The organism is Staphylococcus sp. FSL W8-0774, from assembly GCF_038006785.1.
Taxonomy (GTDB): Bacteria; Bacillota; Bacilli; order Staphylococcales; family Staphylococcaceae; genus Staphylococcus; species Staphylococcus pasteuri.
The window spans coordinates 1,758,633-1,775,492 of sequence record NZ_JBBOVW010000001.1 but is presented as its reverse complement, the minus strand read 5'-3'; the positions used below and the strand labels follow the sequence as shown (position 1 = coordinate 1,775,492).

Below are 16,860 nucleotides of genomic sequence, written 5' to 3'. Positions count from 1 at the left end.
AGCAATTTCTATTGAAATAAGATATAAATTGCTTTCTTTATTTATATCGGAATAATATTAACAAGAAAATTTCCTTTTAAAGGTTATAGGATCATAGAAAAGAGAAGGGGGACGTAATAAAAATCGACTAACAAGAATTATCTTGTTAGTCGAAATAAGAATTATTTAAATGTAGGAATATCAAAGAATTTACCAACTTCTCCGATTTGATCATATAATCCTTTTAATACTTGTGCATTTGAATCTGCCCAATTAATATCTGTTGCATATTGATGTGTACCTGGGTGTGCAGGATTCCAACGCATTTTGTATAACGTGTTTTGTCCAGCTTTCACATATGAATTACCTATGAATTTAGCTCCACCGATAATCGCTTTTGAAACTGAATTCCAACCAGACGCTTTAGCAAAGTTTAATCCTTCGCCTAGAGCATTATAGTCATAAGCACCAATACCAAATACATTATGATATTTAGTTGCAGAACGAGTATTTACTACACCGTTTGTAATGTTAGCACCTTTAGCTAATTGAGATTGTCCATTTCCAGTTTCTAATAAAGCATGTGAAATTAAGTAAATTTCATTTAAGCCATATTTTTTAGCCGCTTGACTAAATGCTGCACCTTGGTTTTCAAGTACGCCTTTACCTTTAAGTAATTTATTTAAAGTAGCTTCAGATAAATACTGTGGTTGATCTAAACGTAAAAATTGATATTTAGATACAGGATTTTTAGCTAATTTATTAGAATCCATAGCATTTTTTGTTTCATAGTAAGTTGCATTTGACCATACGCCAGGAGTTCTTTGAACTTGTGGGCCATAGCTTAAATTACTTTGAATAGAAGCCATTTGGTTTAATGTACGTCCTGTATTTGAATACTTAACCAATTCTTTTGTTAAATCGTTTGCTTTAACCCAAGCATATTTACCATTAGTTAATTTACCGTAATACCAAGTAACACCATTTTGTTGTTTTTGTTTAATGACTACAAATGGTTTTTCATAATAAGTTTTTAATGAATAACCGTTCTTTGCAGCAGGATCATCATAATAATAACCATTATTATTTTTGATAACGAAAGTATAATTATATGGCGTTGCAGGATTGTTAGTATTAGATTGTTCTAAGTCTTTTGCTGCAATCCAACCAGTGCGATTGTTAACTGTACCATATAAATATTTTTCGTTACCTACATATACAGCTTTTGAAGCGTTAAAAGTTTGATTTACTAATTGACTTGTAGGTAATAATTGTTGGTTTTTAGTTCCCCATGCAATTGAATAAAGCCCATTATTATTGCTATTCACTTTATATTTACCTGTTTCTTTAGCTTCATTTCCTAGGTTTTGAACATTAATATCATTAATGTTAACCCAGCCTAATGGTGTGTTTGATACTGTGTTTTGTAATAACACATAAGTTTGATTACCTTCAGTTCTTTGTTTAGAAATTGTGAAAGTACGATTTGCGTATTTAGTACCACTTTTAGCTGTTTTATCATATACAGAACTACGAATACCAGAGTTGTTAAGTTTTACTTGACCAATTTTTTTAGTAGTTTGAGTAATGTTAGTTTTAGCCGTAGTTTGAGTTTTAGGTGTTTCTTCGTTTGTTACAGCATATGATTTAAAAGCCATTTTAGGTTTAGCAACAGTTGATTTAGTTGAAGTTGGTTCAGATAAATAATACTTACTAATCCAACCAGTGATACCATTTACAGTTCCATATAGATAAGTAGCTTTATCAATTTGTTGCTGTTTAGTAGCTTTAAATGTTTGGTTACCGTTACCTGAAACTGTTCCTGCTTCTTGTTTATAAGTACCCCAAGGAACTGTATAAGCTTTTGTACCAGGTTTAACGCTATATGAATGATTTACAGAAGTAGGTGATTTAGCCGTATTATAGACTACATCTCCTTGTTTAACCCAACCATAAGTTTTGCCAGTATTATAATCTTGAACTAAGTAAAATTTATCATTACCTAATGTAGCTGTTTTAGAAACTGCTAATGTTTTTTGTACTTCTTTTGTTGTTTTACCAGATTTATCGTAAACAGTTGTATATAAACCACTATTTTTAGAATTGATTTGAGCTACGCCATTATTTGCTGCAACTGTTAATTTATTATTAGTAGTTGTAGGCTTAGTTGTTGGTTTTGTAGCTGGTTTAGTAGTGTTAGTAGGTGTAGTTAAATAAGCTTTACTAATCCATCCAGTTAAACCGTTAACTGTACCATATAAATATGTTGATTTATCAATTTGTTGTTGTTTAGTAGCTTTAAAAGTTTGATTTCCTTTTCCTGAAACTGTACCAGCTACTTGTTTACTAGTACCCCAAGGTACTGTATAAGCTTTAGTACCAGATTTAACATTATAAGATTGATTAACTTTTACTGGTGATTTAGCTGTATTATAAATTACTTCATTTTGTTTAACCCAACCAAATTTTTCCCCAGTATTATAATCCTGTACAAGGTAAAATTTATCATTACCTAATGTTGCAGTTTTAGTTACTGATAATGCTTTTTGTACTTCTTTAGTAGAGTGACCTTTTTTGTCATAAACAGTTGTGTATAGTCCACTATTTTTTGTGTTAATTTGAGCCATACCATTATTTGCAGCAACTGTTAATTTACTATTACTAGTTGAAGGTTTAGTAGTAGGTTTAGTTGTTGTACTTCCACTAGAAGGTTTAGTTGTACTTGTTGAAGTAGTACCCCAAGGTGCAACTTGTCCCATTTTAATTTGATATTTTTCATTGATTAAATCGTATAATTCATTATAACTATAATTATGTTGTTTAAAGTAACCATGTGGGTCAGCATGGTCTGTACCACCTAACCATCTACTAATTGCTGAATGTGTCCAAACAGTACCGCTACCATCGTTTTCAGCGCTATTAGGTTTTAAACCATAATATTGTAATTGTGTTGCAGCGTAATCAGCATAGTTGTTCATTGAACGTGCAAATGAATCATAGTCATGTGTATGAACAATTTCAACGTTTATATAACGTTCATTACCGTATGGACCAGCTCCCCATGATAAGTAATCAGTAGGGGCAGTTTCGATGATTCTGTTGCCGTCTACAAACGCATGTACGAAAGCTGAGTTGTAATTGTTCTTCATGTAATTGATTTCGCCCGTAATTGTTGAATTTTCATTAGCTGTATCATGGACAACAATTCCTTCAGGTTTACCTACACCATTTCTGTATCCATATTTAGGGAAGTAAGATGAATAATCTTCTTCAATCTGAGGTGCTTTAAAATTCTTTTTACGAATATAATCATTTATTGAAGATTTCACTGCTGGTTTGTATTTTGGTAAAGAAGATGTTGCTTTTTTAGCAGTTGCATACATCATTCTTGGTTTGGCTACTGATCTAAAAGTAGACACTTGATTATTTGATGAATCGTTCACTTTAGCTGATTCAACTTTAGCTGATTCCTTAGTATCATTTTTAGTGTTTGTTGTATTAGTGTTTGTTGATTTTGTAGTTTGATTAGAGATAGCTGATTTATCTGTTTTATTACTTTCAGATTGTGCAGTTGTTACTGTTTGTTTAGTAGTGTCATTTGAATTGTTATCTGACACATTTTCACTCTCAACATCATCTTCATCATCAATTAAACTATAACCACCATTATTTTTAACTGTTTGCTTAGTTGATTGGTTAGTAGATTCAGTGTTTTCATTTTGACTAGTTTCTTGGCTAGTTTTATTTTTTACATTATTATCTGTATCTTGAGTTTGCTGTTGAGCTTGAGCATTAGTGTTATTGTCAGTTTGTTCTTTAACAGCTTCATTATTATCGTTAGTTGATTTATCAGAGTCAACGTTAGTTGTTGATTGATTATCAGTAGCATCAGTACTCACATCTTTTTGATTGTCAGTATCATTTTGTTTAGATTCTTTATCAGAATTTGTACTATCACTTGTTGTATTAGTAATATTTGTTACATCTGCAGTATCATTTTGTTTAGATGTATCATTATCTTCTGTAGAAGTAGTCTGTACAGGTTTTACTTTAGTTGGATCTTGATAAGTTTGAGTACCAGAAATATTTTGTGTTGGGTTACTCACTTCTTTTTTAGCATTGTTAGCTTGTTTTAAGGTTGTTTGGTCATCCAGTACATTCTTGTTTTTAGTTTGGTCTTGAGTAGCTTCTGCTGCATCTGCATGGTGAGCCGTAAATGCTGTTCCAAATAAAGTTAGTGCAACCATTGACGGTAATTTGTAATTGATTTTTTTCGCCATTATTATAATTACTCCTTGTATGTTATGAATTTGTATTAATTATAATATGCGAAAATAAAAGTGTATTGTTTTTAACAGATTTGTAATAGAACTTTAACCTATAATCTTTTAAATTTATTGCGATGTAAGGGGTTTAAACATTGATAGTACGCAAGTAATTTCATATAAAAAATTAATTTGTGGTTAATGAAATATTACAAAGTATGACAAAGAAAATAATTTGAGAATACTATATGTTACAAATGTTTTTCCATAACGATATGCTTAATATTTTCTTCATCAAATGGTTCGCCTAAAACGTTGTAACCTAATTTTTCATAAAAGGGGATTGCGTAGTGTTGAGCATTCATTGTTAAAAATGTTAATTGATTTTCATTAGCTGTTTGTTCAACAAAATTCAATAATTTTAATCCTAAGCCTCGACCTCTATAATCTTTTAAAATTGCTACGCGTTCGACTTTTCCAGTAGTTTCATTCAATAAGCGTATTCGTGCTGTTGCAATAGGGTGGTTATCATTGTCATAGCCAATGACATGAATTGCATTCTCATCATATTCATCAATTTCATGATCTTCTGGCACATTTTGCTCTTTAACAAACACTTCTTTTCTAATTTCAAAACACGCTTCTAACATTTCTTTATTCGTAACTTTATAGAACATATTTAGTCTCCTTTATTATAAAAAAGGAAGAAGCCCGGTTATTTGATGACTTCTTCCTTAAGTGATATTTAATATTTTATAATGCTTCTTTTCTTATAATTGCAGTGTATTGCCAAAAAATTCTCATTTGAGCGATATTCCAATTATTCATTCCCATTGTATAACCAGATGGTTTAAATAGATTTACATCAGTTACTTCAAGTGCAGCAGCAATTAAATATTGTAACGGTACGCTAATACTTTTCATTTCTTCAGTAATACCATTTTCATCATATACCCAAGTAAATGGTAAATCAGATTCGAAAATATCTACTTTATTAAATATTTCTGGTAGGGCTACAATATAACACGCTCCATCTACAACAGGATTATTTGCACTTTCTTTATAATAAATGAGTAAAGCCTCGTAGTTTTCTCTATGTTCATGGTTTACATAAAAGAATTCATTTCTAAATAAAGCCATGTCTTTACTATGAATAATTTGTTGTTCTAAAACGTTAAACATACCATTTATATTAGCAATTTTTTCATACGTTTTTCGTGACATTTAAGCAGCTCCTCTCATTAAATAATATATTAAAATTAATAAGCAGTAGTATCTTGTTGTTGTTGGTAATTTTGATTATTAACGGTATTATCTTGTTGCGTGTTCATACCGTTGTTTTGATTATCCATTTGTTGATTGTTTTGAGTTTGATCGTTAGTTCCACTGTTTTGTTGATCATCATTATTACTGTCATTACTGCTATCATTATTATCTTTATCTTTTTTGTCATCAGTTGTATCATTTTGACCTTTTCTTAAAAGAGAATCATCTAGTTCAGTTAATGGTACTAGAGAGCCATAATGATCAATAACTCTTTGATTTAAGAAATCATCTTTATCAGTAATTTTAGATAATCCTAAATCAGTACGCAAGATGTTTGAATATTTCTGGATACTACTAATGCTAGGATTGTAATAATAAACGCCATCTAACATATCATCATCACCTTCTAGTTGTGATTTTTTCATTTTAACACTGTCAGATAGGTACATTCTAGATAATGATTTAATCTCAGATTTAGTTAAATTATGCTTAGCATTTTTACCTACAATATTAATAACTTCATCTAATTTATCAAATGAATCAAGTGTTTGTGCTTTTTTGAATAATATTTTAATTAAGTCCATTTGACGTTGTCCACGTTTTAAGTCTGAGTCATGGTGGCGCGTTCTAGCAACTGCTAATGCTTCATCACCATTTAATTTTTGATAGCCTTTTTTAATTTTAATTCTACCTGTATCATCACTATTTGGTTCGTTTAAATTATATGGAACATCATAGTAAATGCCACCAAGTTCATCGACAGCTTCAACGAATGCTTTCATATTAACACGTGCATAGTAATCAACTGGCACATTCATTGTTGCTTCAACGGAATCCATTGCAGCAATTGGGCCACCGTATGCATGGGCATGAGTGATTTTGTCATAATAACCTACTTTAGGAATGTAACTTATCGTATCACGGGGGATACTCAACATTCTAATTTGATGTTTTTTTTGATTAAAAGTAGATAAAATCATCGCGTCAGATCTTGAATGTTCCAAGCTTTGTCCGTTTTTTTCTCGTCCTTCATTATCATCAATTCCTAAAAATAATATAGAAATTGGATCTTTTTCAGGGTTGACCTTTGAACTTCTTAGATTTGATTGACGATCTGCGTTACTTTTATCTTGAGAAGATTCAAACGCTTTTTCTGAAGATTTGAATAGGTTACTAGCAAAAACAACAGGAATAGCAATAAGAGCGAAAGTCAGTAGAATTAAAAAGTATTTAAAGAATTTATTCATATTTGTTGCTCCTAAACATTATTAACTTATTTTTAAATATATGATTAAAATTTATGTAGTTTCTTCGTATTGTTGTCTATAATTTTTCACACTATAGCCCTAAATTATATTACTTTATAGTAAAAATTACAACTCATATATCAATAAATAGTATTGAATTCTAAAATTTTATTTATATCTTATAGTATAAATAATTGATGGTAAGAAATGTGAGTATTTGATTACATTTATTGTGACACTTTAATAACCAATATAACAATTCAAATTCAACAATTATTATTATGCATATTTATACTTATGCTAATTTATGTTGAAACTATTTGCTATTATGATCTTATCTAAACAATTCATTTCCATTTTTATTAAATTGACTGGCGTTAAAATACTGTGTTGTCAGTTTCATAAAATTTTTTAAGATATTATTATTTATGGTACTAAAGTACTATGTAATCTTTCTGTTAAAGGTGTACTATATAATTAAAGTGATTTTATGCATAAAATGATTTATAATTATGCATATCATATTTATTGAGTAACATCGTAGTAATCACAATAGCTTTATAATTTTTTAAGATCTTTATAGAGGTAATTAATAAAAAAAGGGAGGATTAAATTTAAAGTAAGATAATAGAAATTAAATTGATAGATACGTTCAAGACAAAATAAAAGACAAATAGATATATTTTTCAGCGAGTATTATGGATATAAAAGTAAGACCTTGATATCTAATGTTTATATTTCTAAGAAAAATATTGATATTATTATGTGAGGCAAATTTCGAAATGAAACTAAACAAGATTAAGATTGTGTTTTTCATCATTGTGTTAATTATACTAATCATATTAATGGTAATTTTTGGAAAAAAATGGAACGAATATCTGCACATGGATAGTCGGTACTTCCAAAAAAATGATAATGCTACATATATTATTAAAAAAGATAAACATGAGAAAGCACCTAAAAAGCTAAAAACCGTTGTTAATAAGAAAAAACCTATATATAAAGAAATTGATAACTATTTAAAAGATACAAATTTTAATGGTACTGCTGCTATATTTGAAAATGGTAAGATTAAGTTGAATAAAGGTTATGGCTTTCAAAACTTTGAATCTGGTAAAAAGAATACAGCTAATACAATGTATCTTATCGGTTCATCACAAAAATTCACTACTGGATTAATGTTAAAACAACTTGAATTAGAAAATAAAGTGAATATCAATGATCCAGTAACCAAATATTTACCTTGGTTTAAAACAAGTAAAGAAATCACATTAAAAGATTTGATGTTACATCGAAGTGGGTTATACAAATATAAAGCATCAACAAATATTAAAAATTTAGATCAAGCAGTCAAAACAATTCAACAAAGAGGTATAGATGAAAATTATTACCATAAAGATCATTACAATGATGGGAATTATTTAGTGCTTGCGAAAGTTATCGAGCAGGTTACAAATAAGCCTTATGTTGCCAATTATTACAATAGATTAGGTAATCCATATCAATTACAACATACAGCTTTCTTTGATGAAAAATTATATCGTAAAAATATGGCAAATGGATACAAATTGACTCATAATAAATTTTCTTTGATGCATCCTAAAATATTAAACCAATATTATGGCGCTGGTAATTTATATATGGCTCCATATGATATGGGCAAATTAGTCAATGCACTGCAACAGTATAAGATATTTAATGCAGATACAGCTAATCCATTTTTACATGAATTTGGTACTAAAGAATATCCAATTGAATATAGATATGGTTTCTACGTTACTCCTACAATGAATAGGATTAATGGCGTGTTCTTCGGACAAATATTTACTGTTTACTATAATGATAAATATACTGTTGTTTTAGCAAGTAATTTAATTACAGAAAATGAAAAAGCGAATGAAAACAAAATGAAACATATTTTCTATAATATGCTTCATCAAAAAAAGGAATATAACGTTCCTGGTGTTAAAGTAAAATTATAATAAATTAAACAACTGAACGCACATATATTGTCTGTTGAGACACTAAATATGTGCGTTCTATTTTTATTTACAATATGAAAGGGCGTTTAAAAATAAATCTTGATAGTGTGTTGAAATAGGGGAATGTACTACCTTACAATTTGGTTCTAGCGACTCAAAATCAACAACAGTGGCACCCTTAGTTAATAAACCATGAAGCTCAATCTGTACATTGGCATCATAAACGTTAAATATATCTGGATTAATTAAATATAAAATTGTAAATACATCATATAACTTTATACCTTCGTGAACATTTTCAGTTCTGTAATGTTGTAATAAATGATATAACATATTTCCTGTTTGATTAACTTGTTTAATTTCTTTTATAAAATCATGTGAGAACATAGCTTTTCTTGCTAAATCTAATCCAATCATCACAACTGGTATTTGTGCATTAAAAACAATGTTTGCTGCTTCTGGATCACAATATATATTAAATTCTGCTAAAGGTGTGACATTGCCTCTACCGCTACTACCACCCATAATAACAATTTGTTTGATATTCGATTTTACTTCAGGATAAGTAGCTAAAAGTAATGCAATATTTGTTAATGGTCCAATAGCAACAATAGTTATTGGATAAGAACTCTTCATAATTTCATCTTTGATTGCTTCTATTGAATTTGTTTGTGGAATATGATGATTTTCAAATGATTCAAAAACATAGCCGTCCATTCCTGACTCGCCATGTACTTCGGCTGCATCAACAGGATCGGAAATTAAAGGACGAGCTGTACCTTTATAAACTGGGACTTTACTATCGAAAAAATGAACTAATTTAAGTGCATTGTTCGTTGTTTTATCAACATTCACATTTCCATTAACAGTAGAAATCATTTTAACTTCTATATTAGGATGACTCAATGCCAAGCTGATGGCAGCTGCATCATCAATACCTGGATCAGTATCTATAATAATAGGTATGACCACTGATACCAACTCCTCTCATTTATCATTAGTTCTATTTTGACGTAAAAAAGACCTACTAGCAATGCTAGTAGGTCTAAAAGTATGAACTTTATACTTTTTATAAGTGGTGTGAGTGACCACCTTGCATAACCCAATAAGTACCGATAACAGTAATTAGAGTTATGATAATTGCAAAGATAACTTTAAACATTTGGACACGTCCATCTTTACCTTCAGTTAAATGCATGAACATTAATAATTGAAGTGCAGCTTGGATAAATGCGAATCCAAAAATAATTGTTACTTTAGCATGGAAACTCATTGATGTGTATAGTGTTACGAAAACTGCTAAAAGCGTCAATACGATAGAAGCAATAAATCCGACTGTATGTTTTACGATTGTATTCATCCGCTATACACCATCCCTATCATATATACGGCAGTGAAGATGAAGATCCAAACAACATCTAAGAAGTGCCAGTATAAACTTACTATAAATAATTTTGGAGCATTATATGAATCCAAACCACGAGTTCCAATTTGAATTAATAAGCAAATAATCCAAACAATACCAACTGAAACGTGACAACCGTGTGTTCCTAATAGAATAAAGAAACTAGACCAGAAGGAACCGATAGTAGGGTTGACACCTTCAGAAACATAATGTGCGAATTCGTAGATTTCAAATCCTACGAATACAAGCCCTAGTAGTACAGTAAGAATCATCCAAAACATCATTAAGTTTTGTTTTTCTTTACGCATGTAGTAGATTGCAATACCACATGTATATGAACTTAATAATAACGCGAATGTCATTATTAAAACTAAAGGTAATTCAAATAACTCTGTAGTCATCTTGCCAGCGTAATCGCCACCATGTTGCAAAGTTAATAACGTTGCGAATAGGGTACCGAATAACGCGAATTCGGCTGTAAGGAAAATCCAAAAGCCAAGTTTATTTAATTCGCCTTCATGCGTACGTGAATCAATTGTATTAGTATCATGACTCATGACTTACAGCCTCCCTTTCTTTAATACGTGCTTCTCTTAAACGTGCTTCAGTTTCAGCTACTTCAGAAGCAGGGATATGGTAACCATGGTCAATTTGGAAACTTCTCCAAATCATTGTACCGAAGATACCTGCTAAACAGATAGCGGCTGGAATGATTGTTTCAAAGATTAAGAAGAAACCACCGATTGTAAAGAATATTCCCATCCAGAAACCAACTGGTGTGTCGTTTGGCATGTGAATATCTTTGTAATTATGGTTGTCTAAATAATGACGACCATGTTCCTTCATATCTACGAATGTGTCATAGTCATTCCAATCTGGAGTGATAGCAAAGTTGTATTTAGGTGGAATTGCTGATGCAGTACTCCACTCTAAAGTACGACCAAGTCCATCCCAGTTATCGCCTGTAGCTTCACGTGGTGCTTTAATGTGACTGTAAACAATGCTTACCACTAAGAATAAGAAACCAATTGCCATTAATAAAGCACCGATAGTTGAGATAACATTTAATAAGAACCAACCATCAGAAGGCATATAAGTGTATAAACGACGTGGCATACCATCTAATCCAAGAATGAATTGTGGTAAGAAACAAACGTTAAATCCGATCATGAAGAACCAGAAGCACCATTTGTTTAACGTTTCGTTTAATTTGTAGCCCATCATTTTTGGATACCAGAATATTAAACCAGCTAAGCAGGCAAATACTACACCAGTAACCAATGTATAGTGGAAGTGAGCTACTAAGAAATAAGTGTTGTGATATTGATAGTCAGCTGATGCCATCGCAAGCATTACACCTGTAACCCCACCTAATAGGAAGTTAGGGATAAATGCTAATGAGAATAACATAGGTGACTCGAAAGTAATTCTACCTTTATACAATGTTAATAGCCAGTTGAATAGCTTAACTCCGGTTGGTACACCGATTAACATTGTAGAAATTGAGAAGAATGAGTTAATTAAAGCACCATTACCCATTGTGAAGAAATGGTGAACCCAAACTAAGAAACTTAAGAACGCGATACCAGCAGTTGCCCAGACCATGCTTTGATGTCCGAACAAGCGTTTACGCGCAAATGTTGGAATAATTTCAGAGTAAATACCAAATGCAGGTAAGATAACGATATATACTTCAGGGTGCCCCCATACCCAGAAGAAGTTAGCCCATAACATAGGCATACCGCCATCAGCTACTGTAAAGAACGCTGTTCCGAATATTCTATCGACTGTCATTAACGCTAAAGCCACTGTAAGAACAGGGAAGGCTAAGATAACGATTAATGTAGTGATGAATGTAGTTACAGTAAACATTGGCATTTGCATAAACTTCATTGTAGGTGTTTTACATCTTAAAATCGTTACAAAGAAGTTAATACCGGTCATTAACGTACCTAAACCGGAAATTTGGATAGCAACTAGATAGTAGTTGACACCTGGTCCAGGACTAAATTCACCAGCAAGTGGTGCATAGTTTGTCCAACCAGCAGCTGGAGATCCACCTACGATAAATGATAGGTTGAATAAAATCATACCAGCAAAGAATAGCCAGAAACTTACGTTGTTCATTACAGGGAAGGCAACATCACGTGCACCGATTTGTAATGGAACAACAATATTCCATAAACCAAAGATGAAAGGCATAGCCATGAAAATAATCATGATAACGCCGTGTGTACTAAATACTTCATTGTAGTGGTTAGATTCTAAGAATGTGTTATCTGGAACAGTTAATTGAGTACGAAGCATTAACGCATCAATACCACCACGGACGAACATTAATACGGCACAGATTAAATACATAACACCGATTTTTTTATGGTCTACGGATGTGAACCATTCTCTATAAAGATATTTCCATAATTTGAAATAAGTAATTACTGCGATAAGGCCGATAACTAAGAATGGTGCACCGATTTGCGCCATCGTAATCATCCAGTTACCCTTAACTAGTAATTGATCCCATGGAAAATTCATTAATGTCCACCTCCATGATCATCATTTTCTTTGTTTTTAGACGCATTACCGTCTTTAGCTTCTTTGGAAATTTTTTCCATTTCCTTAGAATTGTGTTTTTCTTTCTTCTTGAATTCATTGTCGTATTTTTCATTGTTGCCAAGAATCATTGGTGTCATACCGTGACGTTTATAGTTAGCATTTGAAATTGTAACCTTACGAGCTGGTTTGACTGGTTTATCTTTTACGTCTTTATAAAGATCTTTTTCATCAACGAAGTTAGGATCTTTTTGAACGTAATTGTAACGTTTGTATGCGTAGAAGATATACTCAGGATCAGCTGCAGGATCTACGAACGCCATATGCGTACCATTAAACGTTAATTCTTTGTTAGGTGTGCTTGGTAAGATTTGTTTATCAAATGTATCTTGATCTAACGTTTTCTTACTTTGAGCTTTTTTCACCCATTTGTTGAAATCACTTTGGCTTACAGAGTTTACATCAAATGTTTGACGTGAGAAACCTTCACCATTGAAGTTAGAGTTTCTACCTCTGAAAGTACCTGTTTGATCTGCTGTTAATGTCCAATTCATAGTCATACCAGTCATGGCATATTTCTGACCACCTAATTGTGGAATCCAGAAACTTGTCATAGTATCCATAGATTGTAACTTGAATACTACTGGACGATCTTTTGGAATTGTTAACGTATTAACAGTTTCGATGTGTTGATCTGGGTAGGCAAAGAACCATTTGTAACCAGCGCTTACTGCGTAAACCACAAGTGGGTCCTTGTCTTTCTCTGGTGGTTTTTCGTAATCGTATAATGTTTTAACAGTTGGAATTGCTAAAGCAATAACGATAATGATAGGTACCACAAACCAAATTGTTTCAATTAAAGAATTGTGGTGCATCTTACCAGATTCATCATTCTTACTATAACTGTACTTAAAGATGAAGAATGCAAACATGGAAAGAACAACGACAACAATAACAAGCATGAAGATAATTGAATAGATGATCAAGAACTTCTGACTACTTGCTACTGGCCCTTTTGCATTAAAAACTTCAATGTTCGAACAACCACTAAGTAAAATTAGGGTTCCGACCATTAGAAGCAAAGACTTAAATTTTGACACTTTTTTTGACCTCCTAATACTACAAATGTAGGGCTTACCACTAATTTTAAGTTATTACACAATATTTACAAGTACCTAGAAGAAAAAAATTATTAATATAAGCCAAAAATTTTAAAAAGTTTGAGATATGACGGGGATTGTAAGATTTGTTAAAATTATGTGTACATTTTGTGAAAAAGGACAAATTTGTGAAAATACAATAAATAAAAGCGTTTTTAGTCTAAAAAAGCAATAATTCAGAAAAATAAAAAAAGTTGAGAAATAATCTCAACTTAAGTATCTTGTTATTTAACTTTGATATTTCTAACTGTTGTATTTTGTGCTCCATCTGAATCAGTAACTTTGTATTTAACTTTATATGTACCAGGTTTATTAGTATCAATATCGCCATCGACTTTAATTTTATGAGTTAAATCGCCATCTTCTTTGTCATAAGCACTAATTCCTTTTAATAAATTATAATCTTCGCCTTGTTCAATAATCATATCATTAACACCTCTAAGTTGAGGTTCAGAATTAGTTGTAGCTTCGGCATTTAAATTCGGTGTGACTAAAGTAGCAGATACTCCGATAGCTGATAATGACTGTATTAGTTTGTTCATAAAGTAACCTCCGAATATTAGTCGACTATGATTTATTTATAATATACCTTAATTTTCAGAATAATACATCATACTATAGTCTTAATATACCTGATTGATTAATTATTTAAAACATATAATAAGAAAAAATTTAATTAAGCTTTTGTAAATTGAACGATATGTGAACATTTCTACATTATATTGCATATACAATTAACATAGGATTAGAATGAATATGCAAATTGAATTAATTTTAATTCTAGATTAGTGGGAGTGGAAATTATGTTAAGTGAAAGAGAAAAAGAAGTCGTCAAAGAAACGGTGCCTGTATTGCAGGATAAAGGTACAGAAATTACTTCGAAATTTTATGGTCGTATGTTAAATCAACATCCAGAATTAAGAAATATGTTTAACCAAACAAACCAAAAAACAGGATTACAATCTACTGCATTAGCTCAATCTGTATTAGCAGCAGCTGTAAATATAGATAATCTTGGAGCTATTTTACCTGTAGTTAAAGGAATTGCCTATAAACACTGTGGCTTACAAGTACCACCAGCTGGATATGATATTGTTGGTGAAAATTTGATCGAAGCAATTAAACAAGTTGTTGGTCTAGATGATGATCATGAAATTATCAAAACATGGAAAAAAGCATATCAAGAAATTGCAGATGTGTTTATTTCAGTTGAAAAAGATATTTATGCAGAAATGTTATGGGATGGATTCCAACCATTTAAAGTTGAAACAATTGAAGAAGTTTCTTCTGATATTAAAGCATTTACAGTATCTTCAAAAGACTATGATTTAAGCCAATTTGTACCTGGTCAATATATTACTGTTGATGTAGGTAGTGAAAAAATGCCATATAGAGCAAAAAGACACTATTCAATAGTTAAAGGTGACGAAAATTATTTAACATTTGCAGTTAAACGTGATGTAACTACTGAACATGAAGGTGAAGTTTCTACTATATTACATGACGAATTTAAAGAAGGCGACGACATCAATTTATCTGCACCAGTTGGTCCGTTCCACGTAGTTGAAAAAGACAATAAACAATTATTCTTAGGTTCAGGAATTGGTGTAACACCACTAGTATCTATGTTTAATGAAGTAGTTAATAATGATAGCACTACTCGTTTTGTACAAGTTACAAATGATATTAATGATGCGCCATTCTCTTCTGTACTAAAAACAATTGCTAATGGCAGTGACAATGCAACATATATGCTACATGATAAAACTAAAAATGGATATATTGGTAGCGAAGATTTAAAAGAATGGATCGATGAAAATACAGAAATATATGTATGTGGTGGTAAATCATTCATTCAATCAATTATTAAATCTATAAAAGAACTTGATATAGACACAAATAAAATTCACTATGAAACATTTATCCCTAAATTAAGTTTCCAAGTATAAAATATTAATAAAAACAAAACATTAAAAAAGCCGAAGAAACATTTTCTTCGGCTTTTATTTATATGTTAAAAGTCAAAACTTATTTAATACCACGGCGCATTTTTTCTGCTAATAAAGTGTTGTTTAATACCATAGTGATTGTTAATGGACCAACGCCTCCTGGAACTGGAGTAATAGCGCCAGCAACTTCTTTAACTTCTTCAAAATCGACATCGCCTTTTAATTTTCCATTTTCATCAGGTGTATTACCTACATCGATGATGACAGCACCTTCTTTAACCATATCTTTTGTTACTAATTCAGGTTTACCAACTGCACTTACGACAATATCTGCATCTTTAACAAAACTTGCCATATCTTTTGATCTAGAATGCAAAATAGTCACTGTAGCATTTTGTTGTAATAACAGTTTAGAAACAGGTTGACCAACGATATGACTTCTACCGATTACTACTGCATTTTTGCCTTCAATATCAATATCTGCATGTTTTAAAATTTCCATAATACCAAGTGGTGTACATGGTACAAATGTTTGTTCATCAATATATAACTTACCAATATTACTAGGGTGGAAACCGTCTACGTCTTTTTCAGGATTAATAGCTTCTAATACTTTTTGTTCACTTACCTGCTCTGGAAGAGGGACTTGAACAAGAATGCCACTGACAGAATCATCATTATTCAAACGTTCTAATTCAGATAACACGTCTTGTTCAGATGTATCTTCATCTAAATGAATAATTTCAGAAATCATACCAATCTTTTCAGCGGCTTTCTTTTTTGATTTCACATAGCTTAGGCTGGCACCGTCATTACCAATTATTATTACAGACAATTTTGGTGTATAAGCTTTTGTTTTAAGCTCTTCCACTTGTTCTTTTAATCCTTGTCTATAATCTTTTGCGATTTGTTTACCATCTAATAGCTTTGCTACCACAATATCTCCTCCTAATAATTTAATAACTTAACTTTAACATTAATAATACGTCATTTAATAGCTAAAAGACGTAAATTTAATTAAAATTTTCAATCAAAGTTCGATTTTTGATTGAAA

13 protein-coding genes are annotated in these 16,860 nt (G+C 31.2%); 2 read left to right on the top strand and 11 right to left on the bottom strand.

The genetic code is table 11. The features are described from left to right. Positions 1-161: 161 nt before the first annotated feature. The 4 genes from NSQ15_RS08595 to NSQ15_RS08580 form a co-directional block, all read right to left on the bottom strand. Positions 162-4,259 (bottom strand): glucosaminidase domain-containing protein, encoded by a 4,098-nt coding sequence (locus NSQ15_RS08595; RefSeq protein WP_340747097.1) that lies wholly within the window; start codon positions 4,257-4,259, stop codon positions 162-164. Between the two features lie 236 nt (positions 4,260-4,495). Continuing rightward, positions 4,496-4,921, bottom strand: coding sequence for a GNAT family N-acetyltransferase (locus NSQ15_RS08590; protein WP_070452210.1), 426 nt, complete (start codon positions 4,919-4,921; stop codon positions 4,496-4,498). A 76-nt stretch (positions 4,922-4,997) separates the two neighbouring features. Beyond that, positions 4,998-5,468, bottom strand: coding sequence for a DUF2538 family protein (locus NSQ15_RS08585; protein ID WP_017638081.1), 471 nt, complete (start codon positions 5,466-5,468; stop codon positions 4,998-5,000). 35 nt (positions 5,469-5,503) lie between these two features. Further along, positions 5,504-6,757, bottom strand: a complete 1,254-nt coding sequence (locus NSQ15_RS08580; protein ID WP_017638082.1) for an LCP family protein — start codon at positions 6,755-6,757, stop codon at positions 5,504-5,506. A 782-nt stretch (positions 6,758-7,539) separates the two neighbouring features. Between NSQ15_RS08580 and NSQ15_RS08575 the strand changes: the two genes are divergently transcribed. Beyond that, the gene (locus tag NSQ15_RS08575; protein ID WP_070452207.1) at positions 7,540-8,739 is read left to right on the top strand and encodes a serine hydrolase domain-containing protein; all 1,200 of its coding nucleotides are present in this window, start codon (positions 7,540-7,542) and stop codon (positions 8,737-8,739) included. Positions 8,740-8,802: 63 nt separating this feature from the next. Here the strand turns inward: NSQ15_RS08575 and rihC are convergent, their stop codons facing one another. From rihC to NSQ15_RS08545, 6 genes are all read right to left on the bottom strand, one after another. Beyond that, a complete protein-coding gene (gene rihC / locus NSQ15_RS08570; RefSeq protein ID WP_070452204.1) occupies positions 8,803-9,711 on the bottom strand; it encodes a ribonucleoside hydrolase RihC in 909 nt (302 codons plus the stop codon). A 97-nt stretch (positions 9,712-9,808) separates the two neighbouring features. Beyond that, positions 9,809-10,099 carry a cytochrome aa3 quinol oxidase subunit IV gene (gene qoxD, locus NSQ15_RS08565; RefSeq protein ID WP_017637027.1) on the bottom strand — a complete coding sequence of 97 codons (291 nt, stop codon included), beginning with the start codon at positions 10,097-10,099 and terminating at the stop codon, positions 9,809-9,811. After that, positions 10,096-10,701 carry a cytochrome aa3 quinol oxidase subunit III gene (gene qoxC / locus NSQ15_RS08560; protein ID WP_017637028.1) on the bottom strand — a complete coding sequence of 202 codons (606 nt, stop codon included), beginning with the start codon at positions 10,699-10,701 and terminating at the stop codon, positions 10,096-10,098. The genes qoxD and qoxC overlap by 4 nt, the downstream gene beginning before the upstream one ends. Then, positions 10,691-12,679 (bottom strand): cytochrome aa3 quinol oxidase subunit I, encoded by a 1,989-nt coding sequence (gene qoxB, locus NSQ15_RS08555; protein WP_340747096.1) that lies wholly within the window; start codon positions 12,677-12,679, stop codon positions 10,691-10,693. Before qoxB ends, qoxC begins: the two co-directional genes overlap by 11 nt. After that, the gene (qoxA, locus tag NSQ15_RS08550; protein ID WP_017637030.1) at positions 12,679-13,797 is read right to left on the bottom strand and encodes a cytochrome aa3 quinol oxidase subunit II; all 1,119 of its coding nucleotides are present in this window, start codon (positions 13,795-13,797) and stop codon (positions 12,679-12,681) included. Before qoxA ends, qoxB begins: the two co-directional genes overlap by 1 nt. Positions 13,798-14,081: 284 nt before the next feature. Then, positions 14,082-14,399: a DUF5011 domain-containing protein gene (locus tag NSQ15_RS08545; RefSeq protein WP_029055545.1), complete on the bottom strand. Its 318-nt coding sequence runs from the start codon at positions 14,397-14,399 to the stop codon at positions 14,082-14,084. Between the two features lie 261 nt (positions 14,400-14,660). On the opposite strand from NSQ15_RS08545, the gene NSQ15_RS08540 reads away from it, so the two are divergent. Continuing rightward, positions 14,661-15,806 (top strand): globin domain-containing protein, encoded by a 1,146-nt coding sequence (locus NSQ15_RS08540; RefSeq protein WP_017637032.1) that lies wholly within the window; start codon positions 14,661-14,663, stop codon positions 15,804-15,806. Positions 15,807-15,885: 79 nt separating this feature from the next. On the opposite strand, the gene folD is transcribed toward NSQ15_RS08540, so the two are convergent. Further along, complete coding sequence (folD, locus tag NSQ15_RS08535; protein ID WP_340747095.1) at positions 15,886-16,743, bottom strand: bifunctional methylenetetrahydrofolate dehydrogenase/methenyltetrahydrofolate cyclohydrolase FolD; 858 nt, start codon at positions 16,741-16,743, stop codon at positions 15,886-15,888. Positions 16,744-16,860 lie beyond the last annotated feature (117 nt).